Source organism: Clostridium sp. BSD9I1 (assembly GCF_900185645.1).
In the GTDB taxonomy this organism is placed as follows: Bacteria; Bacillota; Clostridia; order Clostridiales; family Clostridiaceae; genus Clostridium_AK.
The window spans coordinates 378,866-404,403 of sequence record NZ_FYAM01000023.1; the positions used below are offsets into that span (position 1 = coordinate 378,866).

The window sequence follows — 25,538 nt, forward strand, 5'->3', positions numbered from 1 at the left end:
TGGAGGGTATATTTTGATAGCTATAGTTGATTACGGCATGGGAAATTTAAAAAGTGTACAAAAGGCATTAACCTTTTTAAATATAAACTCTTTTATATCCAGCAAAAGAGATGAAATATCAAGAAGTAAAGGAATTATAATACCAGGTGTTGGTGCTTTCCCTGATGCAATGGAGAATATAAAAAAAGATGGCTTAGACTTATTAATAAAAGAAGAGGCTAAAAAAGGAAAACCCATCCTCGGGATATGTTTAGGAATGCAGCTTTTATTTGAAGAAGGTGAAGAAATCTCTAATTCTAAAGGACTTGGGTTTTTAAAAGGAAAAGTAGTAGAAATCCAGGGAGATGTAAAAGTTCCTCATATGGGGTGGAATAATTTAAAATTTCAAAAGGATAGCATACTTCTTAGGGGAGTTAAAGAGGGGAGTTTTACATACTTTGTGCACTCTTACTATGCTAAGTTAGGTGAAGAAGGCATACTAAATGCCTATACTGAGTATGGAGTAAGTATTCCTGCAATAGTGAGCAAAGATAATATTTTTGGCATTCAGTTTCATCCTGAAAAGAGCGGGGAGGCCGGAATGAAAATACTTAAAAACTTCGGGGAGTTGATAATATGATGATATTTCCAGCTATGGATTTAAGAAATGGTAATTGCGTAAGGCTATATCAGGGAGAGTTTTCAACCTCTCATGTTGTAGGAGAAAATCCAATTGATATAGCCCTACAGTTTAAAAAACAGGGTGCAGAATATATACATATAGTAGATTTAGATGGAGCCTTAAAGGGAGAGCTGGCTAATTTAGATGTAATTAAAGGTGTTATTAAAGAAACTGGGCTTCCAATACAGCTTGGTGGAGGAATAAGAAATATTAATACTATAGAAAAGCTTATAGAAGAGGGCGTAACCAGAGTTATTTTAGGAACAGCTGCTTTAAATAATCCTCCTATGGTAAAGGAAGCTGTAAGAAACTTCGGTGAAAAAATAGCTGTAGGTATAGATGCAAGAGATGGATATGTAGCTATAGAAGGATGGATAAAGGTAAGTAAAGTTCAATATATTGACTTTGCAAAAACCATGGAGGATATAGGAGTAAAAACAATAATTTTTACAGATATAAGCAGGGATGGAACACTTACAGGGCCTAACCTTGAGGCTACGGGTATGCTAAATGATCAGGTTTCCTGCGATATTATAGCATCAGGTGGAATGAAAGGTATAGAAGATATTAAAAAACTAACAGCTATGGATATGTATGGAGCAATTATAGGGAAAGCACTGTACAGTAAAAGCATAAATCTTAAGGAAGCTATAGACTTGGGAAGGAGGGTATAACTTGCTCACTAAAAGAATAATACCTTGCCTAGATGTGAATATGGGCAGAGTAGTAAAGGGAATAAATTTCGTTAATTTAAAGGACGTTGGGGATCCTGTAGAAATAGCAGAGTTTTACAACAAAGAAGGTGCGGATGAAATTGTTTTTCTTGATATAAGTGCTACTCATGAAGGAAGAAAGACCATGATTGATGTGGTAGAACGAGCAGCTGAAAAAGTTTTTATACCTCTAACTGTTGGCGGAGGTATAAAAACTGTTGATGATTTTAAGGATATACTTAGGGCAGGTGCAGATAAAATATCTGTAAATTCCGCTGCTATTAGAAATCCTAATATAGTAACAGAGGCAGCGAGAAAATTTGGCAGTCAATGTGTTGTGGTAGCTATAGATGGAAAGAAAAGAGAAGACAGCACTGGATGGAATGTATATATAAATGGCGGCAGAATAGATACTGCCCTGGATGCAGTAGAGTGGGCCAAAAGAGTAGAAAAGCTTGGTGCAGGTGAAATACTTCTAACCAGTATGGATGCAGATGGTACAAAAAACGGATATGATATAGAATTTACTAGGGCAATTGTTGACAGTGTTAATATCCCCGTAATTGCTTCAGGTGGATGCGGTAAACTTGAACATTTTTCAGAAGTTTTTAAAGAAAGCAAAGCGGATGCTGCCCTTGCTGCATCATTATTTCATTATAGAGAACTTACCATAGGTCAAGTTAAGGATTACCTTGCTAAAGAAGGTCTGGAGGTTAGAACTAATGAATAATATAGAAAATATTAAGTTTGAACAGGGACTAATTCCAGCTATAATACAAGATTACAATAATGGCGAGGTTCTCATGCTGGCATATATGAATAGAGAATCCTTTGAAAAAACATTAGAAACAAGTAAAACTTGGTTCTGGAGTAGATCGAGGAAAAAGTTATGGAATAAAGGTGAAACTTCAGGTCACTTTCAATATGTGAAAAATATTAGCTATGATTGTGATGGTGACACTTTGCTTATTAAAGTAGAGCAGATAGGTCCTGCTTGTCATACAGGAAGTAGAAGTTGCTTTTATAGAGAAATTGATATAAGGGGGGTTAATCATGAATAAAGAAAATGTCATAAAAGAATTATATAAAGTAATAGAGAGTAGAAAAGAAAATTCTATAGAAAATTCATATACCAGCTACCTTTTTGAAAAAGGATTAGATAAAGTACTGAAAAAGGTTGGAGAAGAATGCTCTGAGGTAATCATAGGAAGTAAAAACAACAATAAAAATGAAATGATAAATGAGATATCTGATTTAGTATATCATTTGCTTGTGCTAATGGCCATACAGGGTGTAAAGGTAGAGGATGTTGAAGAAGAGCTTATAAAGAGAACAGAAAAAATAGGTAATAAAAAACCTGAAAGAAGTGGTGAAAATACTTAAACAAGCATAAGTGTTTTCAGGAGGAGCTACTATGAACTATTCAAATTATCACACACACTGTTTTTTTTGCGATGGGAAGGGTGGGCCAGAAGATTATATAAAGAGGGCTATTAGTCTAAATTTTCATTCCCTAGGTTTTTCTAGCCATGCTCCTGTTCATGTACCGAGTTCATGGACTATGAAAGAAGAAAATTTAAATAATTATGTTGAAACAATAAAAAGACTCAAAGAAAAATATAAAAATCAGATTCAAATTTATTGTGGATTAGAAATAGATTATTTTCCAGGTATTTCGGGACCAGATTCTGAAAAATTTAAGGGATTAGAGCTTGATTATACTATAGGCTCTGTACACTTTATGAAAAATAAAGATACAGGCGAATATTTAACTGTAGATGGTGACGAAGAGGAATATACAAGAATCATTGAAGTGTTTTTTAAAGGAGACGTACAGGCTTTTGTTGCTGAATATTATGGCCTTATCCGGGGTATGTTATCTGTACACAACCCGCATATAGTTGGACACTTAGATTTAATTAGAAAAAATAATAAGAATGAAAGATATTTTAATGAAACTAAAGATTGGTATAAGGAAGAAGTTATTAAAACCTTAAGAGCCATAAAAAACTCTGGAGCTATTTTAGAAGTGAATACTGGAGCTATAGCAAGAGGATATTTGACTACTCCATATCCAAGTCCGTGGATACTTGAAGAATGTTATGAATTAGACATACCAATAACCCTTAACTCTGATGTGCATTCACCAGAAAATCTTCATGCATTCTTTGATGAATCATTGAATATGCTTAGATATGCTGGCTATAGACAGATTTATTTTATGAACAATAAAAGGTGGATAACAAGAAGTATTTAATTGTAAAAGGTAAATCAATAATATCTTAGGATATAGAACATTAAGTTGCATATCAATATGATATGCAATTTAATACCACAGAAGCGGATAAACACCGCTCTTTTTTGTCTTATGAATATCAGTATTGCGTAAAATGAAAAAATATAGTATATTATCAATATACCCCTATGGGGTAAATAATGATTTGTATAAAATAGTTAGCTTATTATTAATTTAATCAAATAAAGGAGAATTATTAATGACTAAAAGTTTTAAGTCTGTAAATGTCGTCTGTTTAATATCTGTCATTCTTTTAATAGGATTATTTTCAGGATGCAGCAGTAAGAACGCTAAAATTAACAAAGAAGGCTCAACCTCCTCAGAAAAAACTAGCTTTAATAATATAACTCCAGAAGAAGCCAATAAGAGGCTGGGTAGTGAAAAGGGGATTATACTTTTAGATGTAAGGACAAAAGAAGAATATGATACTGGACATATAAAAGGCTCTATGCTTATTCCTGTAGATAATTTGAAGGCGGAGGCAGATAATAAGCTTAAAGATAAGAACTCACCCATATTTGTATATTGCAGAAGTGGAAATAGAAGTGTTACTGCTGCTAGAATATTGACCAATCTAGGATATACTAATGTATATAATTTGGGGGGAATAAATAACTGGCCATATGAAGTTGTAAAATAACAACAATTAGAGGCTAGAAAATGAGGTAGGAAACATTAATATGTAATACTAACTATAATTTAATAAATATCTTAAAGAAATAATTTTAAAATAGATCATAAAAGGAGGTAAAATAAAATGATAAAAGTAACTGAAATGGCAGCAGAAAAAATTAAACAAAATATTTCAAAACAGAAAAATCCTGAAAAAGTTATGCTTAGAATTTCATTTGGAGGATATGGCTGAGGAGGCCCAAGGCTTCAATTAACTCTGGATGAGTTAAAGAATCAAGATGATGTTGTTATAGAATCACAGGGAATTACAGTTATATATAATTCTGATATAGAAGAATATGTACAAGACTCTATTATTGATTATTCAAAAAACTGGTTCCAACGTGGCTTAGTTATTAGAGGAGCTAAAACTTCCACTTGCTAGTACTTACCTACAGCAGGGAATAGAACTATTAGGGTAAGGGGATATTTACCTAAAATACATTTCTATTAAAAACAAAAGAGGCTGTCCCGCAATGCACATAATATGTATTGCGGGACAGCCTCTTTTTTTCTATTGTGCGAGTATCTTTCTCAAAACATCTTTTCCGTGTATGATATTAAGCAGTTCATCTTCTGTTCTTATTACATCCGTCCTTGTTTTGAAGTACTTATTTGCTTTTTTTGCAAGCTCCTTAGAATCTCCGTCAATGGAGGAGATAAAATCCATTACGCTTTTACCTTCATACACTGTATAAAGGTATGGAGCTACGATGTATTTTAAATCATAGAGCATGGAGTCTTCTATCCAGTAGTCTATATGAGGGAGGTCAATCTTTTTCTCCATAAGCTTTGTGTAAAATATCAAACCATCTTCTGTAGATTCCCAGAAGTCCACATACACATAGTCAAATTGATTCAGGAATTCTTCGTTATAAAAATCGAAGGCGTCTCCGTGAATGATTTTAAGTTTCTTATCAGTTTTAAACTGAGGTCTGATGTGCTTTTCAAACAAATCGATGACGTCCTTGTTGAATTCAACTATCGTTACACTTTCCACATCATCTTTCAGCAGCCAAAGATAAGGTAGAACTCCAATTCCTAGTCCCATAGTCATACATTTCCCATGGCCTTTTTCAATTCCATCTCTCATACTTTCTATTTCGCTAATGGCTGGGGACATCCACACTTTGCTGTCACCCTCTTTTAATACTGGCAAGTCAATGTCTGTTTCAAAGTAACCTATGGGATGATAGTGAAACAAGTATTTCCCCAAGGGCTGATGAAAATTCATATTCATTAAAGTTCTTTTCTTGATGTTGGCTTTCTCATACCTTACGGTTTCGGAACACACGTTATCAAGTTTGATATCCCTATAATACTGATTCTCGATTAGGATTCTCGAGTCGTATTTCAAACCATCATGAGGAACGTTATATTTTTTCAGTATTTCTATCAGCTTTTTTTCCATTTTTGGAGTAAGAACTCTCTCTGTATAATCTAGAATATTGGTGATGTAGTCATTCACATCTACCATGGATAGTATGAGATTCTTCATTGCTATATCCAGTTCTGTATTTCTTTCAAATCTAATCATTTATTACCTCGAATCTATGCAAATTATAATTATATTTTTTTTGATAATATCATATTTTCCACATCTTTTACAAGTATGAAATTTATAAGGAACTATTAACCCTCCTTTAAAACCCAAAATGCATCATTACAAAAAAATATAAAAAATAAACTAAAAATAATATAACTTAGAAAAATCATAGGTGTTGAAAAAAATCTGCAGATGAGAAATAAGTAAATGCTACAAAATATTTCCTGGAAAATATATACATAGGAAAAGGCAAAGATAGGTCAATATGTTTAGGAATGAACAAAAATATATCATGTGTTAAAAGTTTTGCTTACATCAACCCATTTTTATGTGTTAAAATACTAAAAGTACTCTTGTTGTTTTACCTTTATTAGAGAGTGGTAAGGAATATGTTGACACATAGATTGCTAGATTTGAGTAAATTTCCAGATTGCAGTGTGTTATCTGAAAATGGGAAGTCTACTCGTTTATCCAACCTTGACAGCTCAACACAAAAACATATCGCCGAAAAATATTATGGAGGTTCCATGCCGTGGAACGGAAAAATATCTCTTCGTTCATATAGCGGATATGAGAGGTTAAAATCTTCCAAATATAAAATAAAAAATAACATATAACAAAAGGTTGCAATAAATTAATTTGAAGGAATATATGTAAACGTTTACTTAAGGTAATTATTGATTTGCATCTGAAATTACTTAAAAGGGGTAGAAATATACAAGATTATTTTGAATAGTCCGGAGGCTATTATAAAACAGTTGTAAATAATTAATACCCTATATAAAATCTGAATAAATTTAGAGGAGGTAAATTATGAACGTAGTAAACGAGAAAGTGGAACACATAATCTTTGGAACGGGAGTTATTACAGAAGTAAAGGGCAATAAGATATATGTGAAGTTTCAGGATGAGATTGGAATAAAAGTATTTTTATATCCAGAAGTATTTGAAAAAATAATGAAAGTGTTTAATCCAGCAGTTCACGAAGAAGTTTTAGAAGAACTAAATATAAAAAAAGAGCAGATAGCAATTGAGCGAATAGAAAAGCAACGTGAAGCCGCTGAATTAGAAGAGAGAAAGGCAGAATTACAACTTGTAAAGAAGAAATCAACGTCAAAATCAACAAAAAAGAAATGATTTAAAAGGTATTTAAATCATCTCAGTAATGAAGTCATATTCGATAAAGTAATGTCATTATAATAAAAATTTACAATTTTGAGCAAAGGAGCATATAAATTAAAAGGAAATCGCAGGGAGATTGCTAACATAGCCAATACTTTGATGAGGAAAAAGAATGAAACTAAAAAATACAGAGGAAAATTTCAAGAAAGAGATGATAAGCTTTTAACTTTTATTCAAAGTATATTGTTTGAAGAATTAGCATTATCATTAGATACTACTTCTGAAGTAATATCTAAAAAGATCACTAAGTTTATAATTGAAAATGAATATTAAATATTTATTAAGCAAGGCGTGGCTGTGATTGACAAAAGCTTTGCAAAGGGGATGGTGTTAATAAATGAATATAAACAATGATAAAATAACAGCAATAGAAACTGTTATGAAGCAGATAGAAAAACAATTCGGAAAAGGTTCTGTTATGAAACTTGGTGAAAGTACAGCAATGGATATAGAAGTTATATCAACAGGATGCCTGGAACTAGACATAGCCCTTGGGTCTGGTGGAGTTCCTAGGGGAAGAATAGTAGAAATATATGGGCCTGAATCTTCAGGTAAGACAACTGTTTCACTACACATAGCTTCCGAGGCTCAAAAAAAAGGCGGTGCAGCAGCTTTTGTTGATGCAGAACATGCTCTTGACCCATCTTATGCAAAGAGATTGGGAGTTAATGTTGAAGACTTGATAGTTAGTCAACCAGATACTGGAGAACAAGCGCTGGAAATAGTAGAAGCACTTGTAAGGTCAAATGCCATAGATGTAATTGTTGTTGATTCTGTAGCAGCACTTGTTCCAAAAGCTGAAATAGAAGGGGAAATGGGTGACTCCCATATTGGATTACAAGCAAGACTGATGTCTCAGGTATTAAGGAAGCTTACTGCAGCAATCAACAAATCTAAATGCACCGTAATATTCATAAATCAATTAAGAGAAAAAATAGGTATTATGTTTGGTAATCCTGAAACTACAACAGGTGGTCGTGCACTTAAGTTTTATTCATCAGTACGATTAGATATAAGAAAAATTGATACTATAAAAACAGGTGAAGATGTTCTTGGAAGTAGAACTAGGGTAAAAGTAACAAAAAATAAAATTGCTCCTCCATTCAAACGAGCTGAATTTGACATAATGTACAATGAGGGTATTTCGAAAGAAGGTAATTTGATAGATATAGCAGTTAATGAAGAATTAGTTCAAAAAAGCGGAGCATGGTTTTCGTATAAAGATATAAGACTAGGTCAGGGAAGAGAAATTTCCAAGCTATATTTGAAAGAAAACCCTGATTTAGCTCTTGAAATAGAAAATCTAATAAGGGAAAAATACAATCTTCCAGTAACAAAAATGGTTATAAAGGAAGAGCTAACGAAAAATGAATAATAATTCATCAGTGTAATGATGAATTAAGGAGTGAAATTGCTCCAATAAATAAAGAAAAAGAATTTGCTATATCATGGTTTGAAACTCAAATTAAAGGCTTAAGTAATTTATAAGATTAATAAGACCGCATGGTTAGCATTACGGTCTTATTAATTTTTAACTGTAAATAATATTTATTATTTATTGTTTAGAACTGAATTAGATTAGAATAGGTAGTTAAAATTGGTGGCATTACAGTTATTGAAACCAATTTAATTACATTTTGGATAATTGTAATTTATGATGAAATCATACATTTTTTTTACGGCTGGGGACATACATTCTGTGTCTAGTGCAGATATACCAATAATTCTGCTGGCATCAGGTTTGATAGGATAGGTGTCTACAGGATATGAAATATCTTGCATGATCAATTTAGGTAATAAGCAAATTCCAAATCCATGACTTACCAAAGCTACGGTTGATAAATCATCTACAACATGATAACAGGATTTTATTTTTAAATTATGAGCGTCGAAGTAGTTCTGAATGTCAGCATCACAGGTTATATGTTGAATTACGAAGGATTTATCTTTTATTTCATCTAAGGTAATGTAATCTGGTTGAGAAACTGGGTAACCTTTTGGAACAATGCAAACAAGTGGATCATTATATAAAGGATAAATTGGAAGCTTTCCTGCACTTGAAACAGACAAAAAACCAAGATCAACTACTCCTGATTTAATCCATTCAATGATATCAACATAGGTACCTTGAAAGATTTCTATGGAAATACCTGGGTATATAGCATTAAAATCACGAGTTAATGCCGGAATCCAGTTGGTGCAAACACTATTGAAGCAGCCAATCCTCACTGTACCTTTTTCTAACCCATTGATTTCTAAAATAGCTTGTTTTAAAGATTCATCGCTGTTTATAACATTTCGAAAAGCAGGTAGTAGATTTTCTCCATAAGATGTTAGAGTAACGCCATTTTTGCTTCTAATGAATAGGGAGAATCCTAATTCTTGTTCTAGCTTAGAAACTGCATGGCTAACTGCAGATGGTGTCATATGAAGAAGTTCCGATGCTTTTTGAAAACTTTTTTGTTCATAAACAGTTATGATAATTTTATACGAAGCAAGTTGCATATATTTTCTCCTTTAGTTGAATAAAATTCATTTATAACATGAAAAAAATGAATTTTACTAATGTATATAAGTATATTATAATGAGTGAAATGAATCAAGGCATTATCAAAATATGGAATTAGAAACATTGTAGTGGAAAGATTGGTGGAAATTTTCACAATATCAGAACATTAGAGGAGGGCTATCATGAAAGAAAAACTAAGTTTTCAGCAAAATTTGTTGATAGGTTCATTGCTATTTGGATTATTTTTTGGTGCAGGTAATTTAATTTTTCCAGTTCAAATGGGACAAGAAGCTGGAAATCATACTTTTACAGCTACAATTGGATTTTTAATCACAGGGGTAGGGCTCCCTATGGTTGGGATTGTTGCATCAGCCATTTCAAAAAGTGAAAGTTTATTTGATATGGCTAAACCCATTAGTTCACGTTATGCAAGAATTTTTACTTGTTTGTTATATTTAACAATTGGTCCGCTATTTGCAATTCCGCGTACAGCCACAGTTGCATTTGAGGTAGGAATTCATCCTTTTATTTCTGATGAATATTTGAAGTTAGGATTAATTATTTTCTCATTTATATTTTTTGCTATTACCATTTATTTTTCACTGCGACCAGGACAAATATTGGATTGGGTAGGTAAATATCTTACACCTATTTTTTTGGCACTTTTATCAATTTTATTAATTGCAACATTTATCAATCCAATGGGACAAGTAAGTACATATGCTGCTCTGGGGAATTATGCTGATAAGCCTTTGTTTACTGGTCTATTGGACGGGTATAATACTATGGATGCCTTAGCTTCTGTTGCTTTTGCAATCATTATTATTTCGAATATACGAAAGTTAGGTGTTAAAAATTCTAATACAATTGCTATTGAAACATGTAAATCAGGTTTAGTTAGTGTTATTGGTATGACTGTTATTTATGCTTCATTATCGTATATGGGAGCTACAAGCTTAGGCAGTGTGAATCGTACTGATAATGGAGGCACCATTTTATTCATGGTAAGTAATCATTATTTTGGTTTCATTGGTACGCTATTGTTAGCAGCTATTGTGGGAATTGCATGTATAAAAACAGCGATTGGTTTAATAACTTCCTGTTCTGAAATGTTCAGTGAAATGTTTCCAAAATCAATTTTTTATAAAAATTATGCTATTTTATTTACTGTTTTTTCTTTTGTTATTGCTAACTTTGGATTAAGTAATATCATTCAGATATCTGTACCAGTACTTATGTTTCTTTATCCATTAACAATTACGTTAATCTTATTGTCTTTATTAACTCCATTTATTAATAAGCAAAGTGATGTTTATAAATGGACAACTGGATTAACAATTATTGCAGCATTTTTTGATTTATGTAAGGCATTACCACTGCCTTTCCAAGAAAATATTGTAGTTAAACAAATTGTTAATTTTGCTCATATATATTTACCTGGGTTTGATCATGGATTTGGATGGATATTACCATCACTTTGCGGATTTTTCATAGGATTAATCATTTGGAGTATTCGTTCAAAAAACATAGTATTTGTATATAAGGTTTTTCATAATAAGCCAGCTAAGTAGTGCATATAGGTGTACCTTGTGAAGGTAAAATAATTAAACAGTACAATATAAAATAACATATACTGTATTAATTAGTAGTAATTTTTCTTATTACACAACTAGAGTCTGTACCTGTAAAGGTATAGGCTTTTTTATTAGAGTATCGCAAGGTTATTATACTGTAAATATACACTAAAAATTAAGTTCAGAATCTAAAGATATCAAGCTTTGATGCTATAATTATAATATTTGATAAGTGTTAATTAATATACATAATAAATATTATGTATATTAATTTTAAAGTAAACTAAAATCTATACAACCAACAAATCACAATTCGAATATTTTATTCAATAAAAGATAACCATATAAAGGAGTTAAAAATAAGAAGAAGGTGTTGATATGATTACAAAAATTAAATCAAATAGACTAATAAATGAAAAATCCCCCTATTTGCTTCAACATGCTAATAATCCAGTAGATTGGTTTCCCTGGGGAGAAGAGGCTTTTTCAAAAGCTAAAAAAGAAGATAAGCCTATTTTTTTGAGTATAGGTTATAGTACATGTCATTGGTGTCATGTTATGGAGCGAGAAAGTTTTGAAGATGAGGAAGTAGCAGAACTTTTAAATTCTAATTTCGTATCTATTAAAGTAGATAGAGAAGAAAGACCGGATATAGATAGTATATATATGAGCTTTTGCCAAGCATATACCGGAAGAGGCGGATGGCCGATGACCATAATAATGACTCCAGATAAAAAGCCATTTTTTGCTGGAACTTATTTTCCGAAGCAGGGAAGAGGAAATATGCCAGGGATTTTAGAAGTTTTGAGTTCTGTTGTATCCACATGGCAGGCAGAAAGAGGAAATATATCTTCTATGACAGAGAGGTTGGAACGTGATGTAAAAAAATATATATTATCTCACGAAAGTGGAATAATAAATTCTCACATAGTAGAAAAAACCTTTTTAAAATTTAAGATGAGATATCAAGAGGACTATGGAGGGTTTGGAAGTGAGCCTAAGTTTCCAACACCTCACAATTTACTATTTTTATTAAGATATTATTATACTACTAAAAAGAAAGAAGCCCTTGAAATGGTGGAGCATACATTAGTATCTATGTATAAGGGTGGAATTTTTGATCATATTGGTTTTGGGTTTTCAAGATATTCTACAGATAAGTATTGGCTGGTTCCTCATTTTGAAAAGATGTTATATGACAATGCAATGTTATCTTATGTGTATGTAGAAACTTATAGAGTTACAAGAAATAAATTATATAAAGAAGTAGCAGATAAGATATATACATATATTTTGAGGGATATGACAGACAGTTTAGGAGGATTTTATTCTGCAGAAGATGCAGATTCTGAAGGTGTAGAGGGTAAATTTTATGTTTGGTCTCCTGAAGAAATAATAAGTTTACTTGGTAAGGAGGCAGGAGAAAAATTTTGTGCATTATTTGATATTACATCAAAGGGAAATTTTGAAGGAAAAACTATATTAAATTTGATATCTAAGAATTTAGAAGATATAGATGATGAAATAGAAAAAAGTAGAGAAATATTATTTGAAGAAAGAGAAAAAAGAATACACCCTTATAAAGATGATAAGATATTAACTTCCTGGAATGGTCTTATGATAGCATCTTTAGCCTATGCCGGTAGAATATTTGAAAATAATGATTATATAGATGCTGCTAAAAAATGTGCTAAATTTATAAAAAATAATTTAACAAATAAAAATGGAAGACTTCTTGGAAGATTTAGAGAAGGTGAAGCAGCAAATTTAGGTCTTTTAGATGATTATGCTTATTATGTTTGGGGGCTTATTGAATTATACGAGAGTACCTTCCAAGCAGAATACTTAAAAGAAGCTGTAAAATTAACTAAGGATATGATGAGCCTATTTTTAGATAAAGAGCATGGAGGATTTTATTTATATGGAGAAGATGCGGAAGAACTTATATTAAGGCCTAAGGAAATATATGATGGCGCACTACCTTCTGGAAACTCTATAGCTATATTTAATATGGCTAAGATTGCAAACATCTTAGAAGATTATGATATGTCAGAAGATACAAGAAGACAATTTAGTACCTTTGGAGAAACAATAAATAAAAATTCTTCTTTTTATAGTCATCTTGTAGATGCATGGCAATATGTAAGTAACTCCTATAAAAATTTAATCCTGGTTGGTAAAAAGGATGATATTTTGATGTTACAAATGTTAAAGGAAATAAACAGTATATATCTTCCTTATACTCAAGTAGTTGTTAAAGACGAAGAATATAGCATAGAAGATATCATTCCATCCTTAAAAGATAAAAAAGCATTAAACAACAATGTTACAGCTTATATATGCGAAAATTATACTTGCAAAGAACCTGTAATAGATTTACAATCTTTTAAAAAGAACATTGAATAAATTTTACCAGATAAAATAAAGGAGTGAAGTGGTATGAAGGAAATTATTTTTGCAGGAGGATGTTTTTGGGGCATAGAAGCATATATGTCTAAACACAATGGAGTTATAGAAACTAGAGTTGGATATGCAAATGGTATGAAACCGGATCCATGCTATGAAGATGTATGTACAGGAGCTACAGGCCATGCAGAGGCTTGCTACATTAAATATGATGAAAACAAAATAACTCTTGAAGAATTATTAAATAAATTTTGGAACATAATAGATCCTACTATATTAGATAGACAAGGAAATGATATTGGCAATCAATATAGAACAGGTATATATTATACAGATCCTAAAGATTTAGAACTAATAACAAAAACAAAGAACGAGCAGCAAGAAAAATATGATGAGCCAATAATAACAGAAATAGAACCACTTAAAGTTTTTCATGATGCAGAAGAATATCATCAAAAGTATTTAGAAAAAAATCCAAATGGATACTGTCATATACCATTGGATAAAATGAAATAGTTTTTATTAAAATATAAATTATCCCAAATTAATAGGCAATATAAAATCATTTTCCATATTATATATAAGAAACAAATATGGGAGATGATTTTTATGCATTATAAAGACTTGATAGTTGGGAAAGACACTCTGGTAAAAACAGCTAGAGGCAAAGTTGTTAAATATGTAAATTTTGATAATGCTGCTACAACACCAGCTTTTATTAAAGTTGCTAATGATATAAATAAGTTTTTACCTTACTATTCGTCTGTGCACAGGGGAATGGGAATAAAGTCACAGCTAACAACAAAAGCTTATGAAAGAGGAAGAGAACTGGTAGGAGAATTTTTAAATTTCAATTTAAGTGAATATGATGTCATATTTGTAAAAAATACTACAGAGGCTATAAATAAACTATCAAATATGCTGTTGCAAAAGTATAGTGATAAAATAGTACTTTCTACATTTATGGAGCATCATTCCAATGACATTCCTTGGAGAAAATTTAAAATAGACTATATAAGAGTTGATAGTAAAGGAATGTTAATACTTGAAGACTTAGAAAAAAAACTTAAAGATTATAATGGAAAAGTAGGTATAGTTGCTGTTACAGGAGCTTCTAATGTAACTGGATACAAAAACCCTGTGCACAAAATAGCAAAACTTGTTCATAGCTATGGAGCAAAGTTACTTGTAGATGGAGCACAGCTTATACCACACTGTCCTTTTGATATTAATGGAATAGCCAAAGATGAGTATATAGATTTTGCAGCTTTTTCAGCACACAAAATGTATGCTCCATTTGGTACAGGTGTGCTTATAGTTAGAAAGGATGAATTAAAAGATATTGAACCGGATTACAAGGGAGGGGGAACTGTGGACATGGTTACACATGACTTTGTAAAATGGAGTGATACTCCAGAAAAAGATGAAGCAGGAAGTCCTAATGTTTTAGGAGTAGTTGCATTATCTTCCTCCATAGAAATGCTTAGAGCTCTTGGAATGAAAAATATAGAAAACTATGAAAAAAATCTTCAAATGTATATTTGTAAAAAAATATCAAAGATCCCTGGTATCCAAATATACTCTGAGTATTGTTCTAATTCTGTATCAATAATTACTTTTAATGTAGAAGGAATGTATCACGAAACTGTATCAAAGGCTTTGTCTTATGAATATGGCATAGGTGTTAGAAGCGGATGTTTTTGTGCTCATCCTTATATACAAGAACTTTTGAAAGTACCAAAAGAAGAGGTTATGGAGAATATAAACAATAAATTTTGGAGAAAGCCGGGAATGATAAGAGTAAGTTTTGCACTTTATAATACCTTTGATGAAATTGATTATTTTATATATGCCCTCGAAAATATATTAAGAAGAAAAGAATATTTTATAAATAAATATGATTAAATTAAAAAAGTGTTGCTTAGATAAAGTAACACTTTTTTAATTTGATGACTTTAATGAATATTTTAATTTTTCTATATATTTAGAAGGAATTTTTGTAAAATTATAGAATAAGTAATTATAATATAGATTTGCAAAAGAAGGGGAGATATACTATGAATTATAATTACCAGCAGGATAAGAACAATCTTTTGTATGCCTTTGATAAGAGATTGATATTAAGTGAAATGTCCAAAAAATTACTAAGTGATTTACTGCTGGTTCGAAGAATTTTGCTTTTATCCATTAACAAAAGAAGTTACGATATCTATAGAAAAAATCAAGATCAGTTAATTATGATACTAGCTCTATTAAGTATTAAAGATGAAGAATTAAATATAGAAAACTTTAATATAGAAGTTACAACAAGAATGAGCATAATAAAAAAATATTTTAACGTGAATAATCCAAATATATCTAAAAACACTGTATATTTTAAACCTAATTTTAAAAAAATAGAGATGTTAATAAAAAATTTTAATTATTAAAAAAAAAGAAACAAATACGTATTGTATTAACAAACTGTGAATTATCTGTAAAAAGAATAACTTGCAGTTTTTATTATTTACACAATATTAACAAAAAGATAACAAGTAAGGCTAAAATTTATGAAACTCAAATGAATAATCAGTAATTATCAGTGTATTAATTATATTTTGTAAATTTAAAAAGTTGAATAAATATTAAAAAATATAGACGGATATACTGAAAATTTGATAAGATATAATAAATGGAGGAAATAATACTAGAAAGGAGGAAGTTGCAATGAAATATGGATTGCTTGTTATTTATGTGGTATTTTGGCTAATTTTGGCCGAAAACTTAAACATAGATAGGATTGCAATAGGGACCTTAATATGCATAGGGGTGTTTATATTTAACAAAGATTTATTAGGTAAATATAATATTCATAAAAAAAGTAAGAACTTATTAATATCAAATATAAAATATGCAGTTTTATATATTTTGATTTTAATTAAAGAAATATTCAAATCTAATTTTCATGTAGCAAAAATAGTCTTAAGTCCTAAGTTAAATATTTCACCAACTATAGTTACTATCACTACTAATCTCAAAAGTGATTTTGATAAAACAATTCTTGCAAATTCCATAACACTCACTCCTGGAACATTAACACTGGACATGACTGAAGAAAAGTTAATTATACATTGTCTCGAAGAAAATTCTATAAAGGATCTGCAAAATTCTATTTTTGAAAACATTCTTTTAAAGAAAGAGGAATTAAATAATGGCTAAAATTTTAACTTTTTCAATTTTGTTTTTATCTATAACCATTATGGGATGTATGTATAGAGCAATTAAGGGACCGAGTGCTGCAGATAGACTTGTGGCCATCAATGTAATTAGCACTAAAACTATAGTACTTATACTTATGATATCCTTTATACTTAAAGAAACTTATTTTATAGATGTAGCTTTAGTATACGCATTGATAAGCTTTGTTGCTTCCGTAGTCATAGCAAATTACATTGAAAAGTCAGGAGGGAAATAATATGTTAAGCGTCTTAATAGGAAGCGTATTTGTATTTGGCGGATTATTTTTCTTTTTAGTTGGGACTGTAGGTATTTTAAGATTCCCAGATGTTTTGACAAGGGTACATAGTGCAGCTAAATGTGATACTTTAGGAGCGCTACTTTGCTTAATAGGACTAATAATTTTTAATGGATTTAATATACTATCATTAAAACTATTATTAGTGCTCATATTTATATGGATAACAAATCCAACAGCTACTCATTTAATAGGTAAGGCTGAGTATTTTAAAAACAAATTATACAATAAACAGGATGGAGGATTAAAATGAAGATATTTAGCATAATAATGCTTATATTTTTAATATTTTCCGCTATATCTGTATCTGCTATGAAAAGTCTGCTTGGAGCAATTATAGTTTTTACAGTTTATAGTTTGATTATGGCTATATTATGGCAACAGTTAAACGCTCCAGATGTAGCCATTACAGAAGCAGCAGTAGGAGCTGGTATTACAACTGTATTATTCATATTGACTTTAAAAAGAATAAGAGGGACAAAGAAATGAAAAAACTACTAGCAGTTTTGATTACTTTGGGTTTAACAATAATATTGTTAACAGGCGTAAAGGATTTACCACAGTTTGGAATAGAAGATACTCCTATGAATAATAATTTGTCAAAGTACTATATTGAAAATGCTATGAAGGAAACAGGTGCTACTAATATAATTACAGGAATCATTTTAGATTACAGAGCATTTGATACTTTTGTAGAAGCAAGTGTGCTATTCACATCTGCAATAACAGTAATAATAGTACTTAAAAACGAAAAGGCTAAGCAGTAATTTGAAGGGATAGATAAATATGAAGGATAAAATATTAGAAGAAATTGTCGGAATACTCACACCTTTCATTCAAATTTTTGGAATCTATGTTATTTTTCATGGACATTTAAGTCCAGGTGGAGGCTTTTCTGGGGGAACCATAATTGGTGTTAGTTTTATTCTTTACAGAATGGTATACGGAAAAGAATTTGCACAAAATAAACTAAAGTTTTCTTCATTACTTTATTTTGTAACTATTGGAATATTCATATATGGATCTATGAAAGGGTACAGCTTCATATCAGGCGGCAGTCATCTTAACTTGCCTGGACCACCACTAGGAAATCCAGGGGATATAATAAGTGGAGGATTTTTGCTACCGCTTAATATAATTGTTGGAACTATAGTAGCAATAACTATGTATTTTTTCTATAGCTTATTTGAAGAAGGTGAAATCTAAAATGGAGAGGCTTTTAACTAATTATTATGAAACAGCATCTGTTATATTATTTGGAATAGGTTTTGCAACGCTTTTACTGCATAATAACCTAATAAAAAAAATAATAGGATTAAATATAATGGATACATCAATATTTTTATTTTTTATAGCTAAAGGTTATATAGAAGGAAGGGAAGCTCCTATATTAGTTAATGGATTTAAAGGAGTTGAGGGGTATGTCAATCCTATCCCTACGTCACTTATGCTTACCGGTATAGTTGTGGCAGTGAGTACTACGGCGTTTGCACTAGCGCTTACTATAAAAATGTACGAAAAGTATGGAACTATAGAATTAAATGAGATATTGGAAAAGGGGGCTGAATAGTTTTGTCGATAATTCAAAGTTTTCCCTTGATGGGTATTTTAATCCTATTCTTAGTAGCATTTACTATGCCACTTATTAAAAAAAATAATATGGTTAAATTCTTAAGCATTATTTCTTTTATAACGTGTCTAGTGTTATTTGGTATTTCATTAATATACACTATAGATAACGGAAGTTATTTTTATAGAATAGGACATTTTGATGCACCTTTTAGCATTGAGTTTAGGGTAGGAATTATAGAATGTATTATATCAGTGCTATTTGCATTTGTAGCATTGATGGTTACTTGGTATTCTTGTTACAGTATAGAACATGATATAGATGAAAACAAGGTTTCAATGTATTATCTTTTGGTAAATATTCTTGTAGCATCTCTTTTAGGTATTATTTTTTCTAATGATATGTTTAATGTATATGTATTTATAGAAATAGGAAACCTAGCTTCTTGTGGGATAGTAATAGTTAAAGATAAAAAAGAAAATATAAAAGCAGGAATCAAATATATTATTATGAGTTGTCTTGGTTCAGGACTAGTACTTATGGGAATTGCATACCTGTATTCGATGACTGGACAACTTAATATGACATATATGCATGAAAGTTTAGTAAACAGTTACGCTAATTACCCCCAAGCAATTCTTATAACACTAGGATTATTTACTATAGGACTAGGAGTTAAGAGTGCTATGTTTCCTCTTCATACATGGCTTCCAGATGCACATTCTAATGCACCAACATCTTCAAGTGCACTATTATCTTCACTTGTACTAAAAGCTTATGTAATATTTCTACTTAAAGTGCTTTATAGAGTAATGGGCAAAGATATAATATCAAACTTTTCTATACTTAATATAATATTAGTTCTTGGATGCTTAGGCATGATAATGGGATCTGTATTGGCAATATTTCAAAAGAATTTAAAAAGAGTTATTGCTTATTCAACCGTAGCTCAAATGGGTTATATATTCTTTTCCATAGGTTTAGGTACGGAACTAGGAGTTATAATGAGTATATTTCACATTATAGGTCATGCTGTGACAAAATCTGCATTATTTTTGTGCGCAGGAGCAATTATAGAAAAGTCAGGACAAAAGGAGTTACCTAATCTTAAGGGCATAGGAAAAGAAATGCCATATACATTAGGATTATTTTTTATAGCATCTTTATCAATGCTTGGAATACCTTTGCTTCCGGGATTTGTGAGTAAGTGGTATTTAGCACTTGGCAGTATAGAAGTGGATAAACTAATACTAATAGGTGTAATACTGATAAGTAGTCTTTTAAATGCTATATACTACTTACCAATAGCAATAAATGGATTTTTTGGCGAAGAAAATTTAAATGGCAAGATATACAAAAGTAAAGATAAGTCTATAAAAGAATTAATACCAATTATAATACTTGTTATAGCCATGTTATATGTTGGAATAGCTTCTGAAGAAATAATCAATTTGATAAGGGCAGGATTAGTATAGGAGGAAATGGCTTTGAACAATATAATTATTTTACTTCCAATCATTTTCCCCTTTTTAGCTGCTATTGTAGTAGCCACATTTGGGTTTAGTGAAAAGAGAAGAAATATATTTGCAGGCTCTGTTGTATTAATAAATTTAATCTTTGTAGTATATATAGCTAAAAAACTAGGAGAAGTTAGTCTGCATATTTTAAAAATAAATGAATTCTTAGATATATATTTTAAGATTGATAAGCTAAGTGTGTTTTTTTCATTGCTAGTATCAGTATTATGGATGTTTACAACTGTATACGCTATGGAATATATGAAGCATGAGGGAAAAGAAAAACGGTTCTTTTCATATTTCATCGCCACACTAGGAATAACACTAGGAATAGCCTTTGCAGGCAACTTAATTACATTATATTTCTTTTATGAATTTTTAACACTAGCTACCTTTCCTTTAGTAATACATTCTGGAACTAAGGGGGCATTAGAAAGCGGCAAGAAATATTTGATATATTCTTTTGGTGGGGCAACTTTAGCACTACTTGGAATGATTATTTTATTTAGTTTTACAAATAGCCTTGAATTTATTCCAGGTGGGATTATTGGAAAAAATATGCTAATAAATAAAAATTATTACTTTATAAGCTATTTGGTTATGTTTATGGGTTTTGGAGTAAAGGCTGCGCTAGTACCATTTCACTCCTGGCTCCCTAAGGCTATGGTAGCTCCAACCCCTGTAAGTTCACTACTTCATGCAGTGGCAGTAGTTAAATCTGGGGTATTTGCATTAACTAGAATCACTTATTATGTATTTGGAGCAGATGTTGTAAGAGCTACAGGAGCTAATAGATACTTAATTGTATTTGTAATAATTTCAATACTTATGGGATCCTTTCTTGCATTGCATCAAGAAAATCTTAAAAAGAGATTGGCCTATTCCACAATAAGCCAGTTAGGATATATTTTACTGGGAATACTTCTTTTGAATAGAAACTCTTTTATAGGAGCAATGCTGCATTTATTAAATCACGCAGTAATAAAAATAACTTTATTCTTTTGTGTAGGAGCAATAATGTATACCACAGGTAAAACAGAAATAGGTCAAATAAAGGGAATAGGAAAAGCGATGCCTTTAACTATGTGGTGTTTTACAATATCATCCATTTCACTTATAGGGATTCCTCCAACTAACGGATTTGTAAGCAAGTGGTATTTAGCTCTAGGAGGACTTTCCGAAGGTAGGGCAGCTTTTCCTGTAATACTTTTATTAAGTGCACTACTTACGGCTATGTATCTTATACCTGTTGTAACTGTTGCTTTTTTTAAAAAAGAGGAAAGTGTAGTTACAGTAAAAAAAGAGGCTCCTTTAAAGATGTTGATTCCAATAATGGCTATAACTATAATTACAACGTTTTTAGGGCTTTTTCCTAATCCAGTAATAGACTTCTTGACAAGTATGGCTCTTGAAGTTACAAATTAAATTTGAGTGAGGTGAATTATTTGAATCCAAGAATAGTACTGCTTTATATAATACTTATACCATTTATAGGGTCGTTTATTGGATTCATTATTGGTAAAAAAGAAGAAAAGTGGAGAGATGTATTTAACATTGTAATGACCGGTTTCAACTTTTTACTAATAACTTCTCTATATAAAAATGTTATGAATGGAAAAATAGAAATTTTTATACCTAATATAATGGGTACAGGGCTTCAGTTTAAGTTAGATATGTTTAGGTATATATTTGTATGGTTAACTGCTTTAATTTGGTTTTTGGTAACTATATATTCTACACAATATCTTATAAGTTATAAAAATAGAAATAGATATTATTTATTTTTTATGCTTACTTACTGGAGTACCCTTGGCATATTTATATCACAAAACTTTTTGAATTTATTTACTTTCTTTGAAATAATGTCATTAACATCTTATCCATTAATTATTCATGATGAAGATAAGTATTCACATGAAGCAGGAGAAACATATATAATAATGGCAGTAACAGGTGGACTAGTTCTTTTAATGGGATTGTTTTTGCTTTACAATTACACTCAAACTTTAGATATATACGAGCTCAGATATCTTTTAAAGGATATGGGAAAAATAAAGTACGTTATTACTGGGCTTATAATATTTGGATTTGGTATAAAAGCAGGGATGATGCCTTTACACATATGGCTTCCTAAAGCCCACCCAGCTGCTCCAGCTCCAGCTAGTGCTATATTATCTGGGGTATTACTTAAAACAGGAATATTTGGTATCTTAATTACTGCAGAAATAATAGTTCCTGGAGACATATATGTGTCATTAGTATTACTCGTTTTAGGTTTTTTAACAATGTTTATAGGCGGGTTTTTAGCAATGTTCCAGAGGAATATAAAGAGGATACTTGCCTATAGTAGCATGAGTCAAATGGGATATATTATAGTTGGTATAGCACTTGTAGGAATGTTACAGGAGCACAAAGGGCTAGCGCTATATGCAACACTTTATCATATTATAAATCATATGATATTCAAGGTATTACTATTTATGGGCGCAGGTATAATATATATGGCATTACATGAATTAAGCATCAATGGCATAGGTGGATTTGGGCGTAATAAAAAGATTTTAAAAATAGCATTCCTTATTGGACTTTGCGGAATAATAGGTATGCCAGGCTTTAATGGATTTATTAGTAAGAATATGCTTCATCATGCCTTAGCAGAAGCAGTTCATTTATACGGAGGATTTTGGCTCCATTTTGGAGAAGTAATATTTACAATAAGTAGTGCGTTTACCACAGCATATCTTTTAAAGTTATTCATAGCAGTATTTATTGAAAAGAGCAATCAAGAAATAGATAATGTAAAAATGAAGATAACTGGAAGAGCTTTGGCACCTATGGCAGTGTTAGCACTTATGACGGTTTTTATAGGAGTTTATCCACAATTTGTAATGAAAATACTTGATAAAGCTGTAGAAACCTTTAATATTTATCATAAAATAGATGTTCATTTTTATACTGTTGGAAATATAAAATCCTCATTTATTTCAATAGGGCTAGGAGTTCTAATATACGTATTTTTTATAAGAAAGGTACTAAAAAAGGGAAGCGGAGAAAACTGGTGGTATGAAAATACAGTTCTCAACTGGTTTAGTTTAGAAAAGAATGTATATATACCAGTATTCAAAGTATTATTCAAGATAAGTTCTTTTGTTCTAAAGCTATGCGATGAAGGATTATTAAAACTTATTGAATTTGTAAGGAATACATTACGTAGCTTAGGGAAAATGCCATTAGAATATAATGTAAATTCCTCAGAAATGTTTATAGAAAAAATAAATCCTATGAATTATATAAATAAAACAAAAGTTACTGCTACCACAAATTTAAATAAAGAGATGGGTAAGGCTGGCTATAAAATGAATAGTATAACCTATTCTATATACATTTTTGGTGTAGTTCTTCTCATATGTTTAATAATACTTATATATTAGTAAATAAGCCCTTAATGAATGAGTTCATTAAGGGCTTATTACTTATTCTTAGTAAGTAATAATTATTATTTATTTAAATTATAAAATATGATATTATATTAAAAGAATATAGAAAAGTTAAATGATGGATGGTAAGGAGTAATATATGAATATAGAAGAAAATTTAAATATTATACAAAAGGATCCATATTTTATAAAAAATATAGATAATCCTACAGAGGAAATGTGTTTATATGCTGTAAGAAATGCATGGAATGCAGTAAAATTTATAAAAAATCCTTCAATAGAGGTCATGGAAGAAGCAGTAAACAATAGGGGGTGGGCATTACAATTTATAAAATTACCTCCTTATGAAATTCAAAAATTAGCAATACAGCGAGATGCAGATTCTATAAAATATCTAAAAGAACCATCTCTAGAACTACAACTTATGGCAGTTAAGAGGGATTGGAGTGTATTAAAATATATTGAAAATCCATTTTTAGAGGTTGAAAAAGTGGCAATAAATAAAAATGAAGAAGCAATGAGATACATTACTAACTTAAATGAAGAAAAATTAAGAGTATTTGTAGTGGAAAATATAAAGATAGTTAAGTATATAGATGAATATAATAAAAAACAGTTATTAGATACTATACAGCTTAAACTCGGAGAAGAAAATACAGATAATAAGTATGTAATAGACTTTATAGAATGTGAAGCATTGAAGTTTAATAGAATAAAGTTTATTCATAAGCACGGAAGTAAGAGAGCTAAGAAAATATTAGTAGATTATAAACTTGGAACATAAGGAGAGATGAAAAATGAATTTTAATGATGCACTTTTAACAGTAAAACTTACATTAGAAAGCGGTGCAGTACCACTTTTAATAGGAGAAAGCGGTATAGGAAAGACTTCACTGATAAAAAAATTAGGTACTCATGAAAATTATTATGTAGTAAATATAGATGCTAATCTTTTAAAAGAAGGGGAAATAGGGGGACTTCCTACAGTAGAAGATTATATAATAAGTAAAGATGGAAATACAATTAAAAGCAAGAGAACAATATATGCCATACATATAAAGCTTTTGCAAGTTGAGGAATATTTGAGAGAAAATAATAATGGCAAGGTATTATTATTTATAGATGAATTAAACAGATGTGAACATACAGTACAACAAGAGCTTATGAATTTAATATTAAACAGAGAAATAAATGGGTACATGTTACCTAAAAATGTATATGTTATTGCTGCTATGAATCCTTCTAATAAGTACAATAAGTATCATCAAAGTGAATATCAAGTAGTAGATATGGATCCGGCGCAGGAGAATAGATTTGTTTGGATTGATATTGATTCAGATACAAAATCTTGGCTTACATGGGCCATGAGCGAAGAAGGAAATATACATACAGATATTATTGAATTTATTGGAACCTTTCCAGATTATCTTCATACACCGTATATAGAGGAAAGTATTAAAGCAACGCCTCGAAGTTGGGAAAGGGTTTCAAAAGCCTATGGAGTTTATTTAAGTAATAAAAATAAATACCCTAGTAAAATTTTTTATAATCTTGTAAGGGGAAATGTAGGCGGAAGCATAGCACAGGACTTTTTAAATTTTTTAGAAGAAAATAAAAATCCAATTATTAAACCCAAGGATATATTTGAAAAGGGATATTTGAGTGATGAATTATATGTAAAGGTAAAAACTGAAAGTCATTCAAGACTTTATATTGCAGCTAAAAATGCTCTTTTATATTTAAAGCACTCAGAACATGGAGAAAATGATATAAACTTATTTTCTGAGTTTATCCAGATGTATCCTAAGGATTTAAAAGTAGGTATAATGCAAGAGATTAAATTTAATTATAGTGATTCGTTATACAAGGAATTTTTAGATAATGATATATTTATTGAAGGATACTTTAGTCTATATGAAGATTTGGATGATTAAGGGAGGC

At 30.5% G+C, this 25,538-nt stretch carries 31 protein-coding genes; 29 read left to right on the plus strand and 2 right to left on the minus strand.

What is annotated here, in order from left to right:
* Positions 1 to 13 precede the first annotated feature (13 nt).
* From hisH to BSD9I1_RS19145, 8 genes are all read left to right on the plus strand, one after another.
* Entirely contained in the window at positions 14 to 619 is a 606-nt protein-coding gene (hisH, locus tag BSD9I1_RS09260) for an imidazole glycerol phosphate synthase subunit HisH (protein ID WP_186430104.1), read from the plus strand.
* Positions 616 to 1,335: a 1-(5-phosphoribosyl)-5-[(5-phosphoribosylamino)methylideneamino]imidazole-4-carboxamide isomerase gene (gene hisA, locus BSD9I1_RS09265; RefSeq protein ID WP_186430105.1), complete on the plus strand. Its 720-nt coding sequence runs from the start codon at positions 616 to 618 to the stop codon at positions 1,333 to 1,335. Before hisH ends, hisA begins: the two co-directional genes overlap by 4 nt.
* 1 nt (position 1,336) lies before the next feature.
* Entirely contained in the window at positions 1,337 to 2,104 is a 768-nt protein-coding gene (hisF, locus tag BSD9I1_RS09270) for an imidazole glycerol phosphate synthase subunit HisF (protein WP_186430106.1), read from the plus strand.
* Complete coding sequence (hisI, locus tag BSD9I1_RS09275; RefSeq protein WP_186430107.1) at positions 2,097 to 2,435, plus strand: phosphoribosyl-AMP cyclohydrolase; 339 nt, start codon at positions 2,097 to 2,099, stop codon at positions 2,433 to 2,435. The genes hisF and hisI overlap by 8 nt, the downstream gene beginning before the upstream one ends.
* A complete protein-coding gene (gene hisE / locus BSD9I1_RS09280) occupies positions 2,428 to 2,757 on the plus strand; it encodes a phosphoribosyl-ATP diphosphatase (protein WP_035307842.1) in 330 nt (109 codons plus the stop codon). Before hisI ends, hisE begins: the two co-directional genes overlap by 8 nt.
* A gap of 31 nt (positions 2,758 to 2,788) precedes the next feature.
* Positions 2,789 to 3,631 carry a histidinol-phosphatase HisJ gene (gene hisJ, locus BSD9I1_RS09285; RefSeq protein ID WP_186430108.1) on the plus strand — a complete coding sequence of 281 codons (843 nt, stop codon included), beginning with the start codon at positions 2,789 to 2,791 and terminating at the stop codon, positions 3,629 to 3,631.
* A gap of 238 nt (positions 3,632 to 3,869) precedes the next feature.
* Positions 3,870 to 4,310, plus strand: coding sequence for a rhodanese-like domain-containing protein (locus tag BSD9I1_RS09290; RefSeq protein ID WP_186430109.1), 441 nt, complete (start codon positions 3,870 to 3,872; stop codon positions 4,308 to 4,310).
* A gap of 117 nt (positions 4,311 to 4,427) precedes the next feature.
* Positions 4,428 to 4,727 carry a HesB/IscA family protein gene (locus tag BSD9I1_RS19145; RefSeq protein WP_373419350.1) on the plus strand — a complete coding sequence of 100 codons (300 nt, stop codon included), beginning with the start codon at positions 4,428 to 4,430 and terminating at the stop codon, positions 4,725 to 4,727.
* Between the two features lie 129 nt (positions 4,728 to 4,856).
* Here the strand turns inward: BSD9I1_RS19145 and BSD9I1_RS09295 are convergent, their stop codons facing one another.
* Positions 4,857 to 5,879, minus strand: coding sequence for a hypothetical protein (locus BSD9I1_RS09295; RefSeq protein WP_186430110.1), 1,023 nt, complete (start codon positions 5,877 to 5,879; stop codon positions 4,857 to 4,859).
* A 398-nt stretch (positions 5,880 to 6,277) separates the two neighbouring features.
* Here BSD9I1_RS09295 and BSD9I1_RS09300 point away from each other — a divergent pair, with 398 nt between their 5' ends.
* The 4 genes from BSD9I1_RS09300 (at position 6,278) to recA (ending at position 8,445) form a co-directional block, all read left to right on the plus strand.
* A complete protein-coding gene (locus BSD9I1_RS09300) occupies positions 6,278 to 6,505 on the plus strand; it encodes a hypothetical protein (protein WP_186430111.1) in 228 nt (75 codons plus the stop codon).
* Positions 6,506 to 6,701: 196 nt separating this feature from the next.
* A complete protein-coding gene (locus tag BSD9I1_RS09305; RefSeq protein WP_186430112.1) occupies positions 6,702 to 7,025 on the plus strand; it encodes a hypothetical protein in 324 nt (107 codons plus the stop codon).
* A 78-nt stretch (positions 7,026 to 7,103) separates the two neighbouring features.
* Positions 7,104 to 7,343 (plus strand): hypothetical protein, encoded by a 240-nt coding sequence (locus tag BSD9I1_RS09310; RefSeq protein WP_186430113.1) that lies wholly within the window; start codon positions 7,104 to 7,106, stop codon positions 7,341 to 7,343.
* 64 nt (positions 7,344 to 7,407) lie between these two features.
* Positions 7,408 to 8,445 carry a recombinase RecA gene (gene recA, locus BSD9I1_RS09315; protein ID WP_186430114.1) on the plus strand — a complete coding sequence of 346 codons (1,038 nt, stop codon included), beginning with the start codon at positions 7,408 to 7,410 and terminating at the stop codon, positions 8,443 to 8,445.
* Positions 8,446 to 8,696: 251 nt separating this feature from the next.
* Here recA and BSD9I1_RS09320 read toward each other — a convergent pair whose 3' ends face one another.
* On the minus strand, positions 8,697 to 9,575 hold the full coding sequence (locus tag BSD9I1_RS09320) for a LysR family transcriptional regulator (RefSeq protein WP_186430115.1): 879 nt from the start codon (positions 9,573 to 9,575) through the stop codon (positions 8,697 to 8,699).
* Positions 9,576 to 9,761: 186 nt separating this feature from the next.
* Between BSD9I1_RS09320 and brnQ the strand changes: the two genes are divergently transcribed.
* The 17 genes from brnQ to BSD9I1_RS09405 all read left to right on the plus strand — a co-directional run bounded on the left by brnQ (position 9,762) and on the right by BSD9I1_RS09405 (position 25,531).
* The gene (brnQ, locus tag BSD9I1_RS09325) at positions 9,762 to 11,150 is read left to right on the plus strand and encodes a branched-chain amino acid transport system II carrier protein (protein WP_186430116.1); all 1,389 of its coding nucleotides are present in this window, start codon (positions 9,762 to 9,764) and stop codon (positions 11,148 to 11,150) included.
* 381 nt (positions 11,151 to 11,531) lie between these two features.
* Complete coding sequence (locus BSD9I1_RS09330) at positions 11,532 to 13,559, plus strand: thioredoxin domain-containing protein (RefSeq protein ID WP_186430117.1); 2,028 nt, start codon at positions 11,532 to 11,534, stop codon at positions 13,557 to 13,559.
* Between the two features lie 33 nt (positions 13,560 to 13,592).
* Positions 13,593 to 14,075 carry a peptide-methionine (S)-S-oxide reductase MsrA gene (msrA, locus tag BSD9I1_RS09335; RefSeq protein WP_035307810.1) on the plus strand — a complete coding sequence of 161 codons (483 nt, stop codon included), beginning with the start codon at positions 13,593 to 13,595 and terminating at the stop codon, positions 14,073 to 14,075.
* Between the two features lie 93 nt (positions 14,076 to 14,168).
* Entirely contained in the window at positions 14,169 to 15,464 is a 1,296-nt protein-coding gene (locus BSD9I1_RS09340) for an aminotransferase class V-fold PLP-dependent enzyme (protein ID WP_186430118.1), read from the plus strand.
* Between the two features lie 152 nt (positions 15,465 to 15,616).
* Positions 15,617 to 15,988: a hypothetical protein gene (locus BSD9I1_RS09345; RefSeq protein WP_186430119.1), complete on the plus strand. Its 372-nt coding sequence runs from the start codon at positions 15,617 to 15,619 to the stop codon at positions 15,986 to 15,988.
* 277 nt (positions 15,989 to 16,265) lie between these two features.
* Positions 16,266 to 16,757 carry a Na+/H+ antiporter subunit E gene (locus tag BSD9I1_RS09350; protein ID WP_052085685.1) on the plus strand — a complete coding sequence of 164 codons (492 nt, stop codon included), beginning with the start codon at positions 16,266 to 16,268 and terminating at the stop codon, positions 16,755 to 16,757.
* A complete protein-coding gene (locus BSD9I1_RS09355) occupies positions 16,750 to 17,013 on the plus strand; it encodes a monovalent cation/H+ antiporter complex subunit F (RefSeq protein ID WP_052085684.1) in 264 nt (87 codons plus the stop codon). Before BSD9I1_RS09350 ends, BSD9I1_RS09355 begins: the two co-directional genes overlap by 8 nt.
* A 1-nt stretch (position 17,014) precedes the next feature.
* Positions 17,015 to 17,326: a monovalent cation/H(+) antiporter subunit G gene (gene mnhG, locus BSD9I1_RS09360; protein WP_035307802.1), complete on the plus strand. Its 312-nt coding sequence runs from the start codon at positions 17,015 to 17,017 to the stop codon at positions 17,324 to 17,326.
* The gene (locus BSD9I1_RS09365; protein WP_035307800.1) at positions 17,323 to 17,562 is read left to right on the plus strand and encodes a hydrogenase subunit MbhD domain-containing protein; all 240 of its coding nucleotides are present in this window, start codon (positions 17,323 to 17,325) and stop codon (positions 17,560 to 17,562) included. The genes mnhG and BSD9I1_RS09365 overlap by 4 nt, the downstream gene beginning before the upstream one ends.
* Positions 17,559 to 17,840 (plus strand): hydrogen gas-evolving membrane-bound hydrogenase subunit E, encoded by a 282-nt coding sequence (gene mbhE / locus BSD9I1_RS09370; RefSeq protein ID WP_186430120.1) that lies wholly within the window; start codon positions 17,559 to 17,561, stop codon positions 17,838 to 17,840. Before BSD9I1_RS09365 ends, mbhE begins: the two co-directional genes overlap by 4 nt.
* A gap of 19 nt (positions 17,841 to 17,859) precedes the next feature.
* Positions 17,860 to 18,279 (plus strand): MnhB domain-containing protein, encoded by a 420-nt coding sequence (locus BSD9I1_RS09375; RefSeq protein WP_186430121.1) that lies wholly within the window; start codon positions 17,860 to 17,862, stop codon positions 18,277 to 18,279.
* A 1-nt stretch (position 18,280) separates the two neighbouring features.
* Positions 18,281 to 18,643: a sodium:proton antiporter gene (locus tag BSD9I1_RS09380; protein WP_186430122.1), complete on the plus strand. Its 363-nt coding sequence runs from the start codon at positions 18,281 to 18,283 to the stop codon at positions 18,641 to 18,643.
* Between the two features lie 2 nt (positions 18,644 to 18,645).
* Positions 18,646 to 20,118 carry a complex I subunit 5 family protein gene (locus BSD9I1_RS09385; protein WP_186430123.1) on the plus strand — a complete coding sequence of 491 codons (1,473 nt, stop codon included), beginning with the start codon at positions 18,646 to 18,648 and terminating at the stop codon, positions 20,116 to 20,118.
* Positions 20,119 to 20,130: 12 nt separating this feature from the next.
* The gene (locus tag BSD9I1_RS09390) at positions 20,131 to 21,585 is read left to right on the plus strand and encodes a proton-conducting transporter membrane subunit (protein WP_186430124.1); all 1,455 of its coding nucleotides are present in this window, start codon (positions 20,131 to 20,133) and stop codon (positions 21,583 to 21,585) included.
* 20 nt (positions 21,586 to 21,605) lie between these two features.
* Positions 21,606 to 23,591, plus strand: a complete 1,986-nt coding sequence (locus tag BSD9I1_RS09395) for a complex I subunit 5 family protein (RefSeq protein WP_186430125.1) — start codon at positions 21,606 to 21,608, stop codon at positions 23,589 to 23,591.
* 145 nt (positions 23,592 to 23,736) lie between these two features.
* On the plus strand, positions 23,737 to 24,381 hold the full coding sequence (locus BSD9I1_RS09400) for a hypothetical protein (RefSeq protein WP_186430126.1): 645 nt from the start codon (positions 23,737 to 23,739) through the stop codon (positions 24,379 to 24,381).
* Between the two features lie 13 nt (positions 24,382 to 24,394).
* Entirely contained in the window at positions 24,395 to 25,531 is a 1,137-nt protein-coding gene (locus tag BSD9I1_RS09405) for an AAA family ATPase (RefSeq protein ID WP_186430127.1), read from the plus strand.
* The last annotated feature ends 7 nt before the right edge of the window (positions 25,532 to 25,538 follow it).